We start from the raw sequence: 18,591 nt of genomic DNA, 5'->3' as shown, positions 1-18,591 counted from the left end.
AGCCGTCTTCGGCCTCTGGCCAAAATTGGAAGAGCTCGTGGTATGCCGATTACAGTCAGGCCTCGAAGGCCAGTAGGAGCTTAGGCATCAATCCACGCCGGTCTTACCTGGGGTCAATTTTTTTCAGCAAAGGGTCAGACAGTCAGTACCTCGGTGGCAGAACTCTGTCGCTCAGTGGCTCATCGTCGCTTGCTGACCATCACCAGCATGGCGACGATAAGACTGGTCATTCTGTAGAAGCACCCAGACGATTCGCAGGTTGCGGTTGGCTAGCCTGATCGCAGCCTCCTTACGGCCCAGTCGGCTCATCCACCGCAACAAGCGGCGGTCATCGGGTTGCTGGGAATCAGGTCGTAGTTGTTGCAGCACCGCATGGGCTCCCTGGATCATCAGGCTGCGTAAATAAACATCACCTCGCTTGGTCATGTCCCCCAGCCGGACCGTCTGCCCGCTACTGTGCTGGTCAGGTACCATGCCAAAGTACGCGGCAAACTTGCGGGCATTGGGAAATCGCTCAGGCTTGCTTTCCTTGGCCACCAGTGCCGTGGCAGTGACTGGGCCGATGCCGCGCACAGTCATCAGTCGCTTCGCCGTCATGTCGGCGTTGGCGGCCACTTCCAGGCGTCCCGTCAGCACGCTGATGCGCTCGCCCAAATGGCGCCACTCGGCCAACAGTTCGTGGATCAGTTCACGCAGCAGGCCCGGCACCGGCTGGGTGGCATCTTCCAGTACCCGCGGAATTTTCTGACTGATCGCAACATCGCCCTGCGCCAAGGCCACGCCGTGCTCGAGCAGCAGGCCGCGCATCTGATTGCTTACCGCTGTGCGTCGACGCACATAGCCCTGACGGGCGCGATGCAGCGCTTGCATTGCCAGCGCCGCAACGCTTTTGACCGGTACCGCGCAGATTTTTTCATCGCGACCCGCCCGCAGAATCGCCAGCGCATCGTTGCGATCATTTTTAGGCCCGCTGCGGTGTGTGGCCACCAAACCGGCTGGAAGAATCCGCGCCAGATTGCCTTTGTCTTGCAGTTGCCGGGCCCAGGCTTGAGCCCCCGGACCGGTCTCCATCAAAACCACGAAATGAGGCGGCAACTGTTGGAGAAACTCATAAAACGCCTCACGCGACTTGATCCGCTGCTCGTAGCGCACTTGGCCAAGGACATCTTCACCGGCGACCTGAAAGACCTGCTTGGCCAGATCGACCGCCAAAGTTGTGCAGGCCGACAAATCGGAAGAAGACAGGGATTGATCAATCGAACTATGATTTTTCATGGACTCGCCCTCGCTGTCGTTGGCTGTTTAGACTGCCATCGTGGCGCATTGACGCCTCGGCTGGGGCGAGTCCATCCAATTACAAGAGGTTGGGTACATCTACCAGATGTTGGTCGGCTGTCAGGCCGCCATCGCGAGCAAGCTCGCTCCCACAGTGGGTTTGTGTACCTCTGCAGGAGTCAGGTCGGCCTGGAGGACGTCATCGCTGGCAAGCCAGCTCCTACAAGGGGTTGGGTACATCTGCAAGATGCTGGTCGGCTGTCAGGCCGCCATCGTCGGAACGCCGCCCGGAGCAAGCTCGCTCCCACAGAAAAGCAAAAGCAAATGCAAAGCGACCTACACCCACCCGCTCCTCACCACTCATCAGGCCGAGCGTTAGCTCGCCTCCAGCTCTTGATCTTGATCCACCCGCCCCTTCGGGAGGCTGAGTGGAGGTGTTCATCCGGGGAGTGGCGCGCAGCGCCGTTCGACGCAGTCGAACACGCTGCATGTAGGTGCCAGCGAAGCCAACCGGAGGGCAGTGTCCCCGGATGGATACCGGAGCGAAGGAACGCCGAGCCTTAGCGAGGGGCCGGACGCTGGGGCAAGACTTTTTGGTTCCTTTTGTGGCGTTTGACAAAAGGGACTCGCCGTAAGGGCGAAACCATAAGTGGCCGTTACCGCAGCAACGGATATGTACCCAAACAACCAAGAACCTGGTCGGCTACCAGGCCGCCACGGTCAAGCCACCACCGCCACCGGCACAGACATGAACTGACTGATCCGCGACCGCAACCAGCGCTCCGCCGGATCATTGTCATGCACCCCACTCCACGCCATCGACAACTGCGCCGCCTCAATCTCGAACGGCGGATCCTCAGCCCGCAAGCCACACCCCTCCACCAACGCACAAGCCGCATAATCCGGCACCGTCGCAATCATCTCAGTCCCGGCGAGCAACGCACGCAAGCCACTGAACTGCGGAACCCCCAACACCACCCGCCGGGTGCGGCCAACCTTCGCCAGATCCAGGTCGATATTGCCGCTCAGGTCCCCGGAAAACGACACCATCGCATGGGGCCGCGCACAATACTCATCCAGGGTCAGCGTTCCCGGCCGCTTGTCACCACGCAAAACCTTACAGGGAATATCCCGCAGTTTCTTGCGCTTGGCATTGGCCGGTAGATCAGTGGTGTAGCTGACGCCCACGGAGATTTCCCCCGACGCCAGCAACGCCGGCATCAGCAGGTAATTGGCCCGCCGCACGACCACGACAATGCCCGGTGCTTCTTCCTGCAGCTTGCTCAGCAGTGGCGGAAACAAACCGAACTCGGCATCGTCCGACAGGCCAATGCGAAACACATCGCAACTGGTCGCCGGATCAAATTCCTTGGCGCGACTGACCGCGCCGGAAATGGTGTCCATCGCCGGTTGCAGCTCCTTGAGAATCGCCAGCGCCCGCCCCGTCGGCTCCATGCTTCTACCGTTGCGCAACAGCAAAGGGTCGTCGAACAGATCGCGCAGCCGCCCGAGAGCCGCGCTCACAGCCGGTTGGCCCATGAACAGTTTTTCCGCAACGCGGGTCAGATTCTTTTCGAACATCAACGCTTCGAAAATCACCAACAGGTTCATGTCGACGCGGCGCAGATCGTTACGGTTCATAGGCACGGTTCCCTTGTGTGTTGAGCCAGGCGCGAGGTGGCGATTGTGTCTGAATTTACGCAAGACTGCCCGCCATGGACGAGAAATTAACAACGTTTAACTCGCAAGCCAGAGCCCCGGGGTTCAAGAATGAAGCCTACCGACACGGACATTCGCCATGGCTCACTTCCAGCAAAGCGTCGCCCGCGCGACAGTCACAGAGACACAGGCAAAAAGCGCCAGCGGCCTCAGCCCGCAGCGCGAACGGCTTGTCAAACAATTGATCCTCGAAGGCCTAGGCGACAGCCTAGAAGTGACCGAACTGGCCCGCGCCTGCGCCCTCTCACGCAGTCATTTCTCCCGTGCGTTCAAGTGCAGCACCGGCTGTTCGCCCCAGGAATGGATTCGCCAACAACGCATCGCCCGGGCCAAGCTGCTGATCCAGCACACTGACCTGAGCCTGACGCAAATCAGCCTCGAATGCGGCTTCTGCGACCAGGCGCACTTCTGCCACATGTTCACCCGCAGTGAGGGCATCAATCCGTTTGCCTGGCGTTGCCGGGCAGTACGTGCTCTCCCCGCGTCACCCGTACAAACAACCCTGTAGGAGCCCGGCTTGCCGGCGATGGCGATTTCACGGACGCCATCGCCGGCGTACATCAACCCTTGAGAAACGCCAGCAGATCGGCGTTGAGCTGATCCTTGTGGGTGTCAGTCAAGCCATGGGGCGCGCCGGGGTAGATCAACAGCTGCGAACCTTTGACCAATCCTGCCGCAGCGATGCCCGCCGCTTCGATCGGCACCACTTGGTCGGCGTCGCCGTGCACCACCAGCGTCGGCACGTCGAATTTCTTCAAGTCTTCAGTGAAGTCGGTTTCGGAAAAGGCCTTGATGCAGTCGTAGGCGTTCTTGTGGCCGGCGGTCATGCCCTGCATCCAGAACCAGTCGATCATGCCCTGGGACGGTGTGGCGTCAGGTTTGTTGAAGCCGAAGAACGGACCGCTGGCGAGGTCCTTGTACAGCTGCGAGCGATCCACCAGCGAAGCCTGGCGAATGCCGTCGAACACTTCGATCGGCAGACCGCCGGGATTGGCTTCGGTCTTGAGCATCAGCGGCGGCACCGAGGAAATCAGCCCGGCTTTGGCCACCCGGCCGGTGCCGTGACGACCGATGTAACGCGCCACTTCGCCGCCACCGGTGGAGAAGCCGAACAGCACGACATTCTGCAAGTCCAGGTGCTCGATCAGTTGCGCCAGGTCATCGGCGTAGGTGTCCATGTCGTTGCCGAACCACGGCTGGCTGGAACGGCCATGTCCACGACGGTCGTGGGCGATGACGCGGTAACCCTGGGCGGCCAGGAACAACATCTGCGACTCCCAACTGTCGGCATTCAGCGGCCAGCCGTGACTGAAGACAATCGGCTGACCGGTGCCCCAGTCCTTGAAGTAAATCTCGGTGCCGTCGCGGGTGGTGAACGTACTCATGGGGCATGCTCCTTACGTGGGGTTGAGGTGAATCAATCGGATGCGCGGACCATACGCTCGGCCAGCCGCGCCACGCGCTCGCCCAGGTGCGCTGCGGTGCAGCGATCCTCGGCGGGTGGTGCCAGGTCGGGGGACTGTTCGACATTGGACTGGGCCATGGCGCCCAACGAACTGCCCAGCCGGTTCAGTTGCCCGTCGAACGCGCCCGTGGCCGAGCGTGCGGGCAGCAGGTCGAGGCCGACCCAGATCATCGAATGCTGGGCGGCGAACACCGCCATCTGCAGCAACGTGTTGAGTTTGTCGCCGCACAGGCAGCCGGAATTGGTGAAGCCAGCAGCCAGTTTGTCGCGCCACGGTTGCGCCAGGTAGAACGCCGCCGTAGCCTCCATGAAGTACTTGAAGGCCGCCGAAGCGCTGCCCATGTAGGTCGGGGCACCGAAAATGATCGCGTCGGCGTGGTGCAAGCTCGCCCAGTGCTCGTCCACGTCTTCGACCGCAATGAGCCGGCAGGTGCTGCCCGAATGCCGTTGCACGCCCTGGGCCACGGCTTCGGCCAAGACCCGGGTGTGTCCGTAACCGCTGTGATAGACCACTACCACTTTGCTCATTCCGGCATCCTTTGCGGGAGTGTTAAAGAGGCAGAGTCTTGGGCGTAGACCGGCCGCAGGACGAGTTAAACGTTGTTAATTTTCCCTGGCACGGCAAAAGTCCCGACAACCCGCGTTGCGCGTCCTCGTCCAATGTTCACGGGACCGCCAGCCATTACCTGATACACGTCATACAATGCGCGCAACCAACAGTCACCCGCGCAGCGCATTGCATGGCGGCAAAAACCTGAGGAATATGCTCGAAGACCGCGTTCCAGACGCATGCATACAGGAGTAACCCGTTGACCCTTGCCCCCGAACAGGCTGTGCATTTCGGCCCCTACAGGATCTACCCCGGACAACGTCTGGTGATGGAGTCCGACCGGCCCCTGCGCCTGGGCCGGCGAGCCATGGACATCCTGTTGATCCTGCTGGAGCACGCCGGGAAGGTGGTCAGCAAGCAGCACCTGATCGCTGAAGTCTGGCCCAACAGCGTGGTCGAAGAGATCAACCTGCGGGTGCACATGGCAGCCCTGCGCAAAGCCCTCGGCGACGGTCAGGCCGGCCAGCGCTACATCGTCACCGTGGCCCAGCGTGGCTACAGCTTTGTCGCGCCGTGCTCGCTGGAGCACATTGAACACAGTCCGCAAAATCACGTCGTTTTATCGAGCGGCCATAACCTGCCGTTGCGCCGCGCCCGACTGATCGGCCGCCAAGTGCTGGTCGACAGCCTGGTGGCGCAACTGCCACGCCAGCGCTTCATCACCCTCGTCGGCCCCGGCGGCATCGGCAAGACCAGCGTCGCCCTGCGCGTCGCCGAGCAACTGATTGGCCGCTACCGCGACGGAATCCACCTGCTCGACCTGACGCCGATCAACGAACCGTCGATGATCAGCGCTCACCTGGCGACAGTGCTGGGGCTGTCCCTGCACGACAGCGAACCGATGAACAGCCTCGCTACGTTCCTGCGCGAACGGCATCTGTTGCTGGTCATCGATAACTGCGAACACCTGATCGACAGCGTGGCAGTGCTCTGTGAAAGCCTGCTGCGTGGCGCGCCGCAGGTGCATATCCTGGCCACCAGCCGCGAGAGCCTGCGAGCCGAGGGCGAATTCGTACAGCGTCTGGAACCCCTGGACTGCCCCCCGCCCATTGCCGTGCTGGACCGCGCCCAGGCCTTGGGTTTTTCCGCACTGCAGCTGTTCGTCGAACGGGCCATGACCAATCACGAAAGCTTTGAACTGAGCGATGCAGAACTGCCACTGGTGATCGATATCTGCAGGCGCCTGGACGGCATTCCGCTGGCCCTGGAACTTGCGGCCGCGCAAGTCGCGAACCTTGGCCTCGGCGGTTTGCTGACGCAATTGCAGGAAAGTTTTCGCCGGCTCACCCACAGCAGCCAGACGACCCTGGGCCGGCATCAGACCCTGCGCACGACGCTGGACTGGAGTTTCAAGCTGCTCAGTGCCTGCGAACAAACCTGCCTGCGGCGACTGGGAATTTTCCGCGGTGGCTTTACCCTGGAATCGGCAGCGGCGGTGATCGTTGGCGAACACATCGAACCGCGCGAGGTGTTCGGCTCGATCACGCAATTGGTGGCCAAGTCGCTGCTGAACGTCGACGTCGGCGACGAAGAGGTGTTCTACCGCCTGCTCGACACCACCCGCGGTTATGCCCTGGAAAAACTCGAACAGAGCGCCGAACTGCCCGCCACCCGCGACCGCCACGCCGAGAGATGCCTGGCCCTGATGCAGCAGGCGCAGAACGACTGGGAACAGATCCCCACCGGTCAGTGGATCGAGCGCTATGCCCGCAGCCTTGAAGACATTCGTGCGGCGCTCGACTGGGGGCTGTCTGCGCCAGGGTCGCAGATGCTGGCAATCCGCCTGACCGCGACGTCCACGCCGCTGTGGCAGGAACTGTCGCTGCTCAACGAGTACGGCGCTTATGTGCGCAAGGCCCTGGCACTACTCGACGCGGCGCCCGAGGATTGCCCGCGGCTGAAAATGATGCTCAAACTGGCCTTGGGCAGCACCTGTTACCACGCCCAGGGCGGCACTGCTGAAACCGTCGACGCCTTCGTCAACGCCCGGACCCTGGCCAATCAATGCAACGACGTGGCCGGACAGTTACGCGCCGTTTCCGGGCACCTGGCGGTCAACCTCAGTTGCGGCAACTATCAATTGGCCCTGGAACAGAGCGAGCAATTCGACCGACTGGGGCTGAACGGTGACGCGACGCTGTCCTTGAGCACCCATCGCTTGCGAGTGTTGGCCCTGCACTTTGCCGGCGATCAGCAACGGGCGCGGATGAACGCCGAAGAGGTGATCCAGCGCATGGCCCACAGCGGCCATCTCAACCGCTTCACCCATGGTTTTGGCGTGCAATACGACCAGAGCGTCGCCGCCCTGACCATCCTTGCCCGCATCCTCTGGATACAGGGCCAACCCGAACAAGCCTGGCGTACGGCCCGGCAGGCGCTGGACGTTGCGCTGCAGATCAACCATGGCACATCCATCTGCTACACCCTGGCCCTGTCGGGCTGCCTGATCGCCCATTACAACGGCGACAGCCGAACCGCTCGCGAACTCTTGCGCTTGCTGCTGGAACAAGCGCAGAAACACTCGGTGCTGCTTTTCTACACCTGGGCTCGACACTATGCACAGGTCATCGACAGTGCCGACGCCCATGCGTTACCTCGTCCGGGTGTGGGCTTGATCAAGGAAATCATGGTCACCCTCGACAGCGGCCTGGTCGATGACGATTTGCTGCAACGCGCCGAGACCGGCGCGGCGGGCTGGAGCACCGCGGAGATTCTGCGGGTTAGGGCCGATGCGTTGCTGGCGGCTGATTGCCCGGTGAAAAACTGTGTCGCCGAGACCGTGCTGATCAAGGCGCTCAACGTGGCAAAAGCCCAGGGTGCCCTGGCCTGGGAGCTGCGCAGCGCCACCTCGTTGGCGCGGCTTTGGCAGCGCCAGGGCCGCTACCGGCAAGCCTGGGAGCTGCTGTCGCCGATCTACCAGCGGTTTACCGAAGGCCATGCCACGCCAGACCTGGTCGCTGTGCAACGGTTACTCGGCGAGCTGCAGGGCCACGTGCCTGCCTGAAGGTCGGCGGGTGTGACTAACGTAGCCGGCATAGCGCATTTCGAAGGTGCGCAAGGCCCCGCTCTGTTCGAGTTTTTCCAGGGCATAGCAGCGGGTCGTATTGAGAAAGCGATAGCGGGTTACGCCGCGCACTTGCTCCAGCGACAGCAGCGATTTGAGCGCCAGGCTGTCCATTACGCTGACCAGACTGGACGGCGGCAGCATCGCGCAACTGATCACGCCCATCGCCGCGTCGAAAGTAAACGCCGACTTGAACACCGCCAAACGCTGCAACACGGTTTGCTCCATCGGTGTCAGCCGCTCATAGCTCCAGTCCAGGGCCGCCTTCATGGTCTGGTGCCGCGGCACTGCCGTGCGCCGGCCCTGGGTCAGCATCTGAAAACAGTTATCCAGTTGCGCTTGCAGCCCCACCAGCGCCAGCGCATCAATCTGCGCCGCCGCCAGCTCAATGGCCAAGGGCAAACCATCGAGTCGGCGACAGATTTCGCGCACGGCCTTGAGATCCTGCTCGCGCAGGGCAAATCCTTGCTGGCGGGCTCGGGCACGGCTGACGAACAACTGCACCGCCGAATAGCCCATGACCTCATCGAGACTGTGCAATGCCGACGTGGGGGGCACCAACAGCGGCGGTAATGGCAGGAGTGTTTCGCGGGTGGCCAGAAGCGGTTCACGGCTAGTGACGAGAATCGACAGACGAGGCGCCGAGATCAGCAGCCCCTCGACCAGTGTCCGGCAGCCTTCAAGCAGGTGTTCGCAGTTGTCGAGGACCAGCAATGCATGCCATTGCCCCAGCGCGTCCAGGGTCGTGCCGACGTCCAGCTGCAACGTGCGCGTCAGATGATCGACCACCTGCGTCGGGTCATCGATCATCGCCAGATCCACTCGCCACACCCCATCGCGATAGTGTTGCAACAGCAATTCGGCGACACGCAGCGCAACGGTGGTCTTGCCGATGCCACAGGGCCCGACCACGGTCATGAAACGGCGCACCGGCAACTGCCGCACCAGACTGCCAACGACTGCATCGCGACCGGTGACAGGAGTGAGTCGTGCCGGCAGGTTGTGTGAGGATTTGGAAAAGGTGTCGACGGCGAAAGACGTGACCTCCCTCGCCTGCTGCACCGGCGCGACAAAGCTGTAGCCACGCTCGGGAATATTGACGATGTAGCAGTGTCCGTTCTGTCCGTCACGAAAGGCCCGACGCAGGGCGGCAATGTGCACGCGCAGGTTGATTTCCTCGACCACCGACTTCGGCCAGACCTGAGCAATCAGCTCGCCCTTGCTGACCACCGAGCCTGCATGTTCGACCAGCACCTGCAAGATATCCAACGCGCGCCCGCCCAGGCGCAACGGCTGATCACCTTCCAGGACCAGTCGTTGTTTGAGGTGGAACGCATAGGGGCCGAAGTGCAGCACCGTGTCGCTGTTTACATTTCCAAGACTGTTCATCCACTTTCACCCGCTGGAAACCTGCTTGGCGCGTGAGGCCATCCAGGCTCCGTACCTTCCTTGCAATGAGTTCACCGGTATCTTGGCAGGCCCCGGTGACGGTACAACAGTCACGGGAGGAGCGTCACGGCCATTACGGTGCGCGCAACGGACAAGGGCGCTAGCTGAATTGTTCGCGGTACTGGGTCGGAGTCAGGCCGAGCTTTTCACTGAACAGGAAACGCATGTGCCGCACGCTGCCGAAGCCACTTTTGAACGCTACGGTCTTGAGTGGCAATTCAGTGGTCTCCAGCAGATTCCTGGCGCAGTCGATGCGTGCGCTTTGCAGAAACTCCATGGGGGTCATGTTCACTTCCCGGGCGAAGACCCTGGCGAAATGGCGCGGGCTCATGGTGGCCAGGCCGGCCATGCGTTCGATGCTGAAGGCTTCGTCCAGGTGTTCAAGCACATGGTTCTGCACCCGGGTGATCGCCGTTTCATGCGGGGCCACCGCCGCCATCAATGGGCTGAACTGTGCCTGGCCACCCTGGCGCTTCATGACCACCAACAACACTTTGGCCACGTCCTGGGCGACTTTTTTGCCATGGTCTTCGGCGACCACTGCCAGCGCCAGGTCAATGCCGGCGGTGACGCCGCCGGAAGTGATGAGGTTGCGGTCCTGGACGTAAATCCGGTCGGTCTCGACCGTCGCTTTGGGGAATGCCTTGATCAACCGTTCGGTGTAATGCCAGTGGGTGGTCACGCGAAAGCCGTCGAGTAAACCGGCGTGCCCCAGCACAAACGCCCCGGTGCAGATTGAGCCATAGGTCTTCGATCGACTGACGTTACGCTTGAGCCACTCGAGCAAGGGCGGATGTTTTTCGTTGTAGGCACCGGGACCACCGGGCACCAACAACAAATCAAAGCCGTCACAGGCCTGATCGACAGGCATGTCAGCCTGCACCTTCACTCCATTGGACGCCCGAAGTGCGCGGGGCTCGGTGCCAATGGTCGTGAGCACATAGTGGTCGTCGGATTTGAGATATCGATTGGCAATGGAAAACACCTCCATGGGCCCGGCCATGTCGAGCAGGAGAAAGTCGGGGAACAGCACCATTGCTATGGTTTTCATGGGTTCAAAATCACTGGAATCAAAAAGGGATGCTTACACCGCCCCCCTGTGGGAGCGAGCCTGCTCGCGAAGCGATGTCACATTCAACACTGAATGTGGCTGTTAGACCGCTTTCGCGAGCAGGCTCGCTCCCACAGGTTTAATGCGATGCATTATGGCGAAGTCTTAAGCCAGCGTCGCCGACGCGTTACTGTCAACCTCAGCGAGACAGTATTTCAGTTTCTATCTACTTATTGCATCCAGCGCTAAACATTAATCTTCTCCTCACTCGGACGACTTGACGTCCCCAAAGGAGATTTCATCATGCTGACCCTTCGCAAAGCATCGGATCGTGGCCTGGCAAATCACGGCTGGCTGAAGTCGTTCCATACCTTTTCCTTCGCCAGTTATCGCAACCCCAAAGAACAAGGTTTTTCCGATCTGCTGGTGATCAACGATGACCGCGTGGCGGCCGGTAAAGGCTTCGGCCAGCACCCGCACCGCGACATGGAGATTTTCTCCTATGTGCTCGAAGGCGCGCTGGAACACAAGGACACCTTGGGGACAGGCTCGGTGATCCGTCCCGGCGATGTGCAGTTGATGAGCGCCGGCAGCGGCGTGGCGCACAGCGAGTACAACCACTCGGACTCGCGGCCCGTGCACTTTCTGCAAATCTGGATCGTTCCGGACGTCAGCGGTGCCAAACCCCGCTATCAGCAAGAACATTTCAGCACGCAGAAAAAACGCGGTCGCCTGCAATTGATCATCTCCCCCGACGGCGCCCAGGGCTCGCTGAAGGTGCGCCAGGACGCGCGGGTGTATGCCGGCCTGATCGATGGCAAGGAAAGTGCCACTCTGGAACTGGCCGCCAATCGCTATGCCTATGTGCATGTGGCTCGCGGTCGCGTCGAACTCAACGGTGTGCCACTTCAGGAAGGCGACGGCGTGCGGGTTCGTGAAGAACAGTTGCTGACCTTGAGCAATGGGGTGGATGCCGAAGTATTGGTGTTCGATCTGCGTCCGCAAGAGCTGCCGGAAATGCCGTAAGAGGCATACACCGATCCCTGTGGGAGCGAGCTTGCTCGCGATGGACGTGTGGGCAACGCGGGTTTACAGACAGCACGCGTTATCGTTTACGTCCATCGCGAGCAAGCTCGCTCCCACAAAACCCTTCGACAATCTCCTCAATCACCACACGGACCCTCGCGGTATGCCGAAGGTCCGCGTGGGTCACCAGCCACACGTCATACGGCAACGGGCGTGTGCGCTCCGGCCACAGTCGGACCAGTTCATCCTTTTCCCCCACGTACACCGGGATTTCCCCTATCCCGATCCCCTCGGCAATGGAACGCCGCACCAGCAGGCTGGAACTCAAGCTTGCGACAATTCGTCCGCGCCCCAGCGGCTCGTTGACCAGCGTCATGTCCTTGCCAGCCTGCAAATACGGCTGATACACCACCAGATCATGCCCCTCGAATGCCAATCCCGGCTCGGGCACACCGTGGGCATCCACGTAGCCTTGCGAGGCGAACAGGCCCACCGGCCAACGGGCGATTCGTCGGGCGATGAGGTCCGGGTTGTCCGGCCGGGTATTGCGTACGGCGATGTCGGCTTCGCGCTTGGCCAGGCTGAGGATTTGTGTCGAGGCGTCCAGTTGCACCCGCACGTCGGGGTGACGTTGATGCAAACGAGCGACGGCCGGGATCAAAAAGTCGATGGCCAGCGAGTCGGTGGTGGTCACCCGCACGGTGCCCGTCAGCCGGTCATCGAGGCCCTGGATGCGCCGCTGCAGTTCCAGCGCCGAATGCTCCATTTTCTCAACCGCGCGCATCGCCGCTTCGCCCACGGCTGTCAGCGCATAGCCATCGGAGGTACGCAGAAACAGCGTGGCGCTCAATGATTTTTCCAGCGCGGTGATGCGGCGACCCACTGTGGCCTGATCGACACCCAACACCCGCGCGGCGCCGCGCAGTGTTGATTCGCGGCAGACCGCGAGAAATACCCGTGCGTCATCCCAATTCATGGGGTTCTCCATCCGATGCATTTACGCATCACCATAACGCGAAATCGCTGCGTTAGTGCATCACAAAAGCTGGTTAAGCTGATCACCAGTGAACAACTTGCAGGAGAGCGCCCATGCTCAGCCCCTCGAACCCCCCACGCAATGCATTCTGGCTGTCGATATTTGCTGGCCTGTGCGCCAGCCTGGTCAGCATTGGCCTGGCGCGTTTTGCCTATACGCCGTTGATTCCCTCGCTGATCCAGGCTCATTGGTTTTCCGCAAGCGACGTGGTGTACCTCGGCGCCGCCAACCTGGTGGGCTACCTGATCGGCGCATTGATCGGCCACCCGTTGGCACGTCGCACGTCCAACAAAACCGCGCTGCGACTGATGATGCTGGCGGTCACACTGTCGTTTTTCGCCTGTGCCTTTCCACTGTCGGTGAGCTGGTTTTTCGGCTGGCGCCTGCTCTCGGGCGTTGCCGGTGGCGCGATCATGGTGCTGGTGGCGGCGACGGTGTTGCCGCATGTGCCGGCCTCACGCAAAGGCCTGGCCAGTGGCGCGATCTTTCTCGGCATCGGGCTGGGCATTGCCGGGTCGGGGACGATAGTCCCGCCGCTACTGAGCCTGGGCCTGCAACAAACCTGGTTGGGCCTTGGCTTGCTGGCACTGATCCTGACCGTCATCAGCTGGTTTGGCTGGCCGTCGGCTGCTCCCCACGCAACGATGACAGCGACGGCCAATGCAGCGTCGACCAGCACCCACCCGAGTGTGTACTTGCTGTTTGCCCAGTACGCGCTCATGGCGGCGGGACTGGTGCCGGCCATGATGTTCCTGGTGGATTACGTCGCCCGCGGCCTCGGCGCCGGGCAACACGTCGGCGCGCTGATCTGGGTGATGTACGGCCTCGGCGCGATTGTCGGGCCGGTGAGCTATGGTTTTCTCGCGGATCAACTGGGGGCGAAGCCGAGTATCCGTCTGGTGCTGGTGGTGCAGGCGATTGCGGTGGCGCTGCTGTCGATCTCCAGTTCCTTCACTGCGTTGGCCCTGCTGGCGTTGATCCTCGGTTCGTTCCCCCCGGGCATCGTGCCGCTGGCACTGGCACGGGTTCACGAACTGGTCCCCGAGCATCATCAGCAACAGGTCGTGTGGAGTCGCGCCACTGTGTCGTTTGCCACCTTCCAGGCCATTTCCGGGTTCGCTTATTCCGCCCTGTTCAATGCCAGCGGCGGCCATCATGCGCTGATGTTCGTAATCGCGGCCGGGGCGATTGTTATGGCGTTGTTGCTGGAATTAAGCGTGCGCTTGCTCACTCCATCCACTGTGGGAGCGAGCCTGCTCGCGAAGACGTCGGCACATTAAGCATTGTTGCCGCCTGACACACCGTCATCGCGAGCAGGCTCGCTCCCACAGTGTGTCGGTGCACAGGACTAAATTATTCGTACTCATGACAGGAATCCAACATGACTCTGCCCCAAAACATGACCCTGATTGAAATAACCCAACCCGGCGTTCCTGAAGTCCTGCAGCCGCGCCAGGTCCCCTTCTGTGCGCTGACCAATGGCGGCGGCTATGCGCAGTATTGCGTGGTCCCGGCCAGCCAGACCCTGCCGATACCCGAAGGCATCGACTGGGTGCAAGCGGCGGCGGTCCCGGAAACCTTCTTCACGGTGTGGGCCAATCTGTTCGACATGGGCGGCGCCAGCAAAGGCCAGCAAGCGCTGATCCACGGGGGAACCAGTGGCATCGGCACCACCGCGTTGATGCTGTGCCGTGAGTTCGGCATCAAGGCATTTGCCACGGCGGACTGATAGCGGCGCTGATCCCCTGTGGGAGCGAGCTTGCTCGCGATGAGGGCGGCACATTCAGCATGGATGTTGACTGACCCACCGCCATCGCGAGCAAGCTCGCTCCCACAGTTTTATCTTCAGTGAACGCGAAATAGGTGGCCGCCACAGATCCACTTGTGGGAGCGAGCCTGCTCGCGAAAAAGCCGGCACATTCAGCATGGATGTTGACTGACCCACCGCCATCGCGAGCAGGCTCGCAGGTACGAATTGAACGGCTGTCGAAATTATTCCTGCCCCCGCCACGCATCTGTTAAAACGCGGACTTCATGTCCGTACCGGTGAACAACCCGATGGCCGCTGCCCTTCTCACTCGTCTACGCCTACGCTGGCTGCCGCTGCTGTGCATGGCCGCGCTGATCGTAGGCCTGCCCGTGAGTTGCGGCGCACTCAAGTATAAAGAGCGCGAATTGCTGTTCCGCATCGAACCGGGCACGGCCGGCTGGTATCGCGGCTTGCCCCGGGACGTTCAGGAGTTCGACATCAAGCCTGCCGATTTCAAAGCCGGGCAAAACCTGCATGCCTGGTGGTGGCCGGCCGCGCGCCGTGACGCGCCATCGATCCTGTACCTGCATGGCGTACGCTGGAACCTGACCGGCCAGGCCTTTCGCATCGAGCAATTGCGCGTCATGGGCTATTCAGTGCTGGCGATCGACTACCGCGGCTTTGGCCAGAGCAAAGGTGACTTGCCGTCGGAGGCCAGCGTTTACGAAGATGCCCGGGCCGCTTGGGAACGCTTCACCGCGATGCAGCCGGACGCCAGCAAGCGCCTGATCTACGGCCACTCCCTGGGTGGCGCGGTGGCCATCGACCTGGCGGCGGACCTGGCCGCACAGGCGAAAAAGGAGAAACACCCGGTCCCGGTGCGCGGCCTGGTGATCGAGTCTACCTTCACCTCCCTGGGCGATGCCGTCACCGAAGTGGCGGGCAACAACCTGCCGGTGAACTGGCTGCCGGTGCGCTGGTTGCTGTCACAGAAGTTCGACTCCATCGACAAGATCGTCGACATCGACATGCCGTTGCTGGTGGTCCATGGCCTGGCCGATCAGTTCATGCCGTCGAGGTTCAGTCAGCAGTTGTTCAATGCGGCCAACGAACCCAAGCGCCTGTTGCTGATACCCGGCGGCACGCACAACAACAGCATGAGCCTGGGCGGCAGCCAATATCGCCAGGCGCTGGAAGGCCTGATAAGAGCAAGACCGCAGATCGCCGGGCCGATGGCTGCACGGGGTGTCGGGGATTCCTGAGGGGTTATCGATAACCCCGAGCCTGCAGATCAAACAGCTGCGCATAACGCCCGCCGGCCGTGACCAGCGCGGCATGATCGCCACGCTCAAGGATCGTGCCCCGATCCAGCACGATGATGTGATCAGCGTTGCGCACGCTGGAAAAACGGTGGGAAATCAGCAGGGTCATGCGGCCTTGGGTGTGCTGGCTGAAATGCTCGAACACCGCCGCTTCCGCCGCCGGGTCGAGTGCCGAGGTCGGTTCGTCGAGGATCAGGATATCGGCATCGCGGCGCATATAGGCGCGCGACAGCGCGATTTTCTGCCACTGCCCGCCGGACAGCTCCAGCCCACCGGCAAACCAGCGCCCCAGCTGCGTGGCGTAGCCGCGATCGAGTCGCTCGATGAACGGCGCGGCCATGCCTTCGGCGGCGGCTTGCTGCCAGCGCTGCTCATCCTTGAACGCCAGCGTGTCGCCCACGCCGATGTTCTCGCCGACGGAAAACTGGTAGCGAATGTAATCCTGGAAGATCACCCCCATGCGCCGGCGCAGCGCATCTTCCTCCCAGTCCTGCAGATCGCTGCCGTCCAACAGAATGCGCCCTTGATCGGGACGGTATAGCCGGGTCAACAGTTTGATCAGCGTGGTCTTGCCCGAACCGTTCTCCCCCACCAGCGCCACACTGTGCCCCGCCACCAGGTGCAGGTCGATGCCTGTCAGCGCGGCGCGACTGGCACCCGGGTAACGGAAACCGACGTTCTCGAACCGCAAGCCATCGCCAGGCACCGCGCCCACAGTGAGATGACCCGTGTCGGCAACCACGGGTTCGGCCAGGTATTCATAGAGGCTCGACAGGTAGAGGCCATCCTCGTACAGACCGCTGATGGCGCTCAGGCTGCTGCTCACCGCCGCCTGTCCCTGCTTGAACAACACCAGGTACATGGTCATCTGGCCGAGGCTGATATTACCGTGGACGGCGTCGACCACCACCCAAGCATAGGCCAGGTAGAACGCCGCGGTGCCCAGCAGGCCAAGGACAAATCCCCAGCCATCGCGACGCAGGGTCAGCCGCCGGTCCTCCGCGTAGAGCCTGGCAAAGGTGTCGCGATATCGCTGCAACAGCAGCGGTGCGAAGCCGAACAGCTTGACCTCCTTGATGTAGCCCTCATGGGAAAGCAACGTCTCGATGTAGGTCTGCTGCCGGCTCTCCGGTGCACGGCGGGTAAACAAGCGAAAGGCATCGCCAGAAAAGTGCGCCTCGGCAAAAAATACCGGCAACGCGCCGACCACCAGCAACACCAGCGCCCAGGGCGAAAAATGCACCAGCAACACACCGAAGCTGATCAGCACGATCAGGTTCTGGATCAGCCCCAGCGACTTCATCACCAACGCCAACGGCCGGGTCGAGGCTTCACGCCGAACCCGCACCAGCTTGTCGTAGAACTCGGAATTCTCGAACTGCACCAGCGATAACGTCTGGGCTTTTTCCAGAATCATCGTGTTGACCTTCTGCCCCAGCTGCACCCGCAACAACGACTGCTGTACCGACAGCGCCCGCTGGGCGGCGGACAGCAAGGCCAGCACGCCCGCCTCGAACAGCACATAACGCACCACCGGCCACAATGGCGCACTGCCCTGCTGCGCATGCAATTGCATGGCGAAGACCACCGCGTCGACAATGCGCTGACCCAGCCACGCCGCCAGCGCCGGCAACACACCGGCGACCAGCGTTGCCAATACAAGGCCAAGGAACAAACCGCGCGAGGTACCCCACACCAGCAGCAAGGCACGCCGCGACTGGTCGAGCAGCGAGGTCAAGCGGACAAAAACCGGGCTCACTCCAAAGGCTCCGCCGTGTCGAGCCGTTCCCCCTGAAACCGCGCCCGATACCGCCCCGGACTCTCCCCCGTCCACTTCTTGAAGGCCCGGTGAAACGCACTCGGCTCCTGGAAACCCAGTTGTTCGGCGATATCGCCGATACTGGCCTGGCTCTCACGTAACTGTTCGAACGCCACCCCGCGTCGTACTTCGTCCTTGATCTCCTGATAGGAACAGCCTTCGCGCTCCAGTTTTCGGCGGAAGGTGCTGGGGCTCAGGTGTTGTTCGAGGGCAAAGGCCTGCAGGGTCGGCCATTCGCTGTAATGGCTGTTGCGCAAGCGCTGGTGGACCTGTGACGCCAGGCCGTGCTGGTTGCGAAAGCGGATCACCAGCCATTGTGGCGCGGTGCGCAAGAAGACTTTGAGCGACGCCAGGTCCTGGACCACCGGCAGCCGCAGGTAATGACTGGCGAACTCGATTTCCGTGCGCTCAGCGCCAAAGGTCAGGTTCGGCCCCCAGAGTAAGGGGTCGTCACTGAGTGACAGGCGCTCATGGCGAAAGTCCGCGCGGTCGATCGGGATGCGCCTACCACCCAACCAGCACAGCAGGCTGATCATCAACACCAGGAACGTCTCTTCGCCGAAACGGCTGACGTCTTCGTTGGCACCCTGGCTCTGCAGGCTGATGACCGCCCGTTTGCCGCGTACGGTCAGGGTGCCGCGAAAATCGCGCAGGAACAGGGCGAAGTTGACCAGGCACTGGCGCATGGCCTTGTGCAGATCGGGCTCCTGGATCAACGCCCGGCAAATCAGGGCGAAGCTACCCGGCGGCATGCCGTGGGAGTCGAGGCCGAAGAATTCGTCGTTGAGCTCGCGGATCTGGATCAGCCACAGCGCTGCAAAAGCATTGGCCGACACCCGCGCCGTAGGCTGCTGCATCAGCGCCGGGTCGATACCGGCCTGTTCCAGCACAGCCCGTACACGCTGTGGATCGTCCCCCAGCCCGTGGATCATTGCCTGCACGAAGTAGGCAGCTACCGAGTCCTTTTCCCGCATGCGAACGCTTCGCTCCCCATCACCCGAAATG

14 protein-coding genes and 1 pseudogene are annotated in these 18,591 nt (G+C 61.7%); 6 read left to right on the top strand and 9 right to left on the bottom strand.

Annotated features, from left to right (window positions below):
- Positions 1-171: 171 nt before the first annotated feature.
- Together ACA054_RS11675 and ACA054_RS11670 are read right to left on the bottom strand one after the other, a co-directional pair.
- Complete coding sequence (locus ACA054_RS11675) at positions 172-1,230, bottom strand: IS110 family RNA-guided transposase (protein ID WP_497690286.1); 1,059 nt, start codon at positions 1,228-1,230, stop codon at positions 172-174.
- Between the two features lie 765 nt (positions 1,231-1,995).
- Positions 1,996-2,916, bottom strand: coding sequence for a LysR family transcriptional regulator (locus ACA054_RS11670; RefSeq protein ID WP_497689502.1), 921 nt, complete (start codon positions 2,914-2,916; stop codon positions 1,996-1,998).
- Positions 2,917-3,073: 157 nt separating this feature from the next.
- Here ACA054_RS11670 and ACA054_RS11665 point away from each other — a divergent pair, with 157 nt between their 5' ends.
- Positions 3,074-3,502, top strand: coding sequence for a helix-turn-helix domain-containing protein (locus ACA054_RS11665; RefSeq protein WP_497689501.1), 429 nt, complete (start codon positions 3,074-3,076; stop codon positions 3,500-3,502).
- 52 nt (positions 3,503-3,554) lie between these two features.
- Here the strand turns inward: ACA054_RS11665 and ACA054_RS11660 are convergent, their stop codons facing one another.
- Positions 3,555-4,379 (bottom strand): alpha/beta fold hydrolase, encoded by an 825-nt coding sequence (locus ACA054_RS11660; protein WP_497689500.1) that lies wholly within the window; start codon positions 4,377-4,379, stop codon positions 3,555-3,557.
- A 32-nt stretch (positions 4,380-4,411) separates the two neighbouring features.
- Positions 4,412-4,987, bottom strand: a complete 576-nt coding sequence (locus ACA054_RS11655) for a flavodoxin family protein (protein ID WP_497689499.1) — start codon at positions 4,985-4,987, stop codon at positions 4,412-4,414.
- 281 nt (positions 4,988-5,268) lie between these two features.
- On the opposite strand from ACA054_RS11655, the gene ACA054_RS11650 reads away from it, so the two are divergent.
- The gene (locus tag ACA054_RS11650; protein ID WP_497689498.1) at positions 5,269-8,073 is read left to right on the top strand and encodes an ATP-binding protein; all 2,805 of its coding nucleotides are present in this window, start codon (positions 5,269-5,271) and stop codon (positions 8,071-8,073) included.
- Here ACA054_RS11650 and ACA054_RS11645 read toward each other — a convergent pair.
- Both ACA054_RS11645 and ACA054_RS11640 read right to left on the bottom strand, forming a co-directional pair.
- Positions 8,038-9,522 (bottom strand): ATP-binding protein, encoded by a 1,485-nt coding sequence (locus tag ACA054_RS11645; RefSeq protein WP_497689497.1) that lies wholly within the window; start codon positions 9,520-9,522, stop codon positions 8,038-8,040. The genes ACA054_RS11650 and ACA054_RS11645 overlap by 36 nt on opposite strands.
- Positions 9,523-9,682: 160 nt before the next feature.
- Positions 9,683-10,633 carry a GlxA family transcriptional regulator gene (locus tag ACA054_RS11640; protein WP_497689496.1) on the bottom strand — a complete coding sequence of 317 codons (951 nt, stop codon included), beginning with the start codon at positions 10,631-10,633 and terminating at the stop codon, positions 9,683-9,685.
- Between the two features lie 303 nt (positions 10,634-10,936).
- On the opposite strand from ACA054_RS11640, the gene ACA054_RS11635 reads away from it, so the two are divergent.
- Positions 10,937-11,659 (top strand): pirin family protein, encoded by a 723-nt coding sequence (locus ACA054_RS11635; protein WP_497689495.1) that lies wholly within the window; start codon positions 10,937-10,939, stop codon positions 11,657-11,659.
- Positions 11,660-11,738: 79 nt separating this feature from the next.
- Here the strand turns inward: ACA054_RS11635 and ACA054_RS11630 are convergent, their stop codons facing one another.
- Positions 11,739-12,635, bottom strand: a complete 897-nt coding sequence (locus ACA054_RS11630) for a LysR family transcriptional regulator (RefSeq protein ID WP_497689494.1) — start codon at positions 12,633-12,635, stop codon at positions 11,739-11,741.
- Positions 12,636-12,748: 113 nt separating this feature from the next.
- On the opposite strand from ACA054_RS11630, the gene ACA054_RS11625 reads away from it, so the two are divergent.
- The 3 genes and pseudogenes from ACA054_RS11625 to ACA054_RS11615 all read left to right on the top strand — a co-directional run bounded on the left by ACA054_RS11625 (position 12,749) and on the right by ACA054_RS11615 (position 15,707).
- Positions 12,749-13,975 (top strand): YbfB/YjiJ family MFS transporter, encoded by a 1,227-nt coding sequence (locus ACA054_RS11625; protein ID WP_497689493.1) that lies wholly within the window; start codon positions 12,749-12,751, stop codon positions 13,973-13,975.
- Positions 13,976-14,076: 101 nt separating this feature from the next.
- Positions 14,077-14,418: pseudogene (locus ACA054_RS11620) on the top strand (hypothetical protein); the annotation flags it as partial.
- 335 nt (positions 14,419-14,753) lie between these two features.
- The gene (locus tag ACA054_RS11615) at positions 14,754-15,707 is read left to right on the top strand and encodes an alpha/beta hydrolase (RefSeq protein ID WP_497690285.1); all 954 of its coding nucleotides are present in this window, start codon (positions 14,754-14,756) and stop codon (positions 15,705-15,707) included.
- A 4-nt stretch (positions 15,708-15,711) separates the two neighbouring features.
- Here ACA054_RS11615 and ACA054_RS11610 read toward each other — a convergent pair whose 3' ends face one another.
- Together ACA054_RS11610 and ACA054_RS11605 are read right to left on the bottom strand one after the other, a co-directional pair.
- Positions 15,712-17,526: an ABC transporter ATP-binding protein gene (locus ACA054_RS11610; RefSeq protein ID WP_497689492.1), complete on the bottom strand. Its 1,815-nt coding sequence runs from the start codon at positions 17,524-17,526 to the stop codon at positions 15,712-15,714.
- Entirely contained in the window at positions 17,523-18,560 is a 1,038-nt protein-coding gene (locus ACA054_RS11605) for an AraC family transcriptional regulator (protein ID WP_497689491.1), read from the bottom strand. Before ACA054_RS11605 ends, ACA054_RS11610 begins: the two co-directional genes overlap by 4 nt.
- Between the last annotated feature and the right edge of the window lie 31 nt (positions 18,561-18,591).

Source organism: Pseudomonas sp. LBUM1653, from assembly GCF_059716115.1.
The sequence above is the reverse complement of the archived record's forward strand: the minus strand, read 5'-3'. Positions and strand labels throughout refer to the sequence as shown.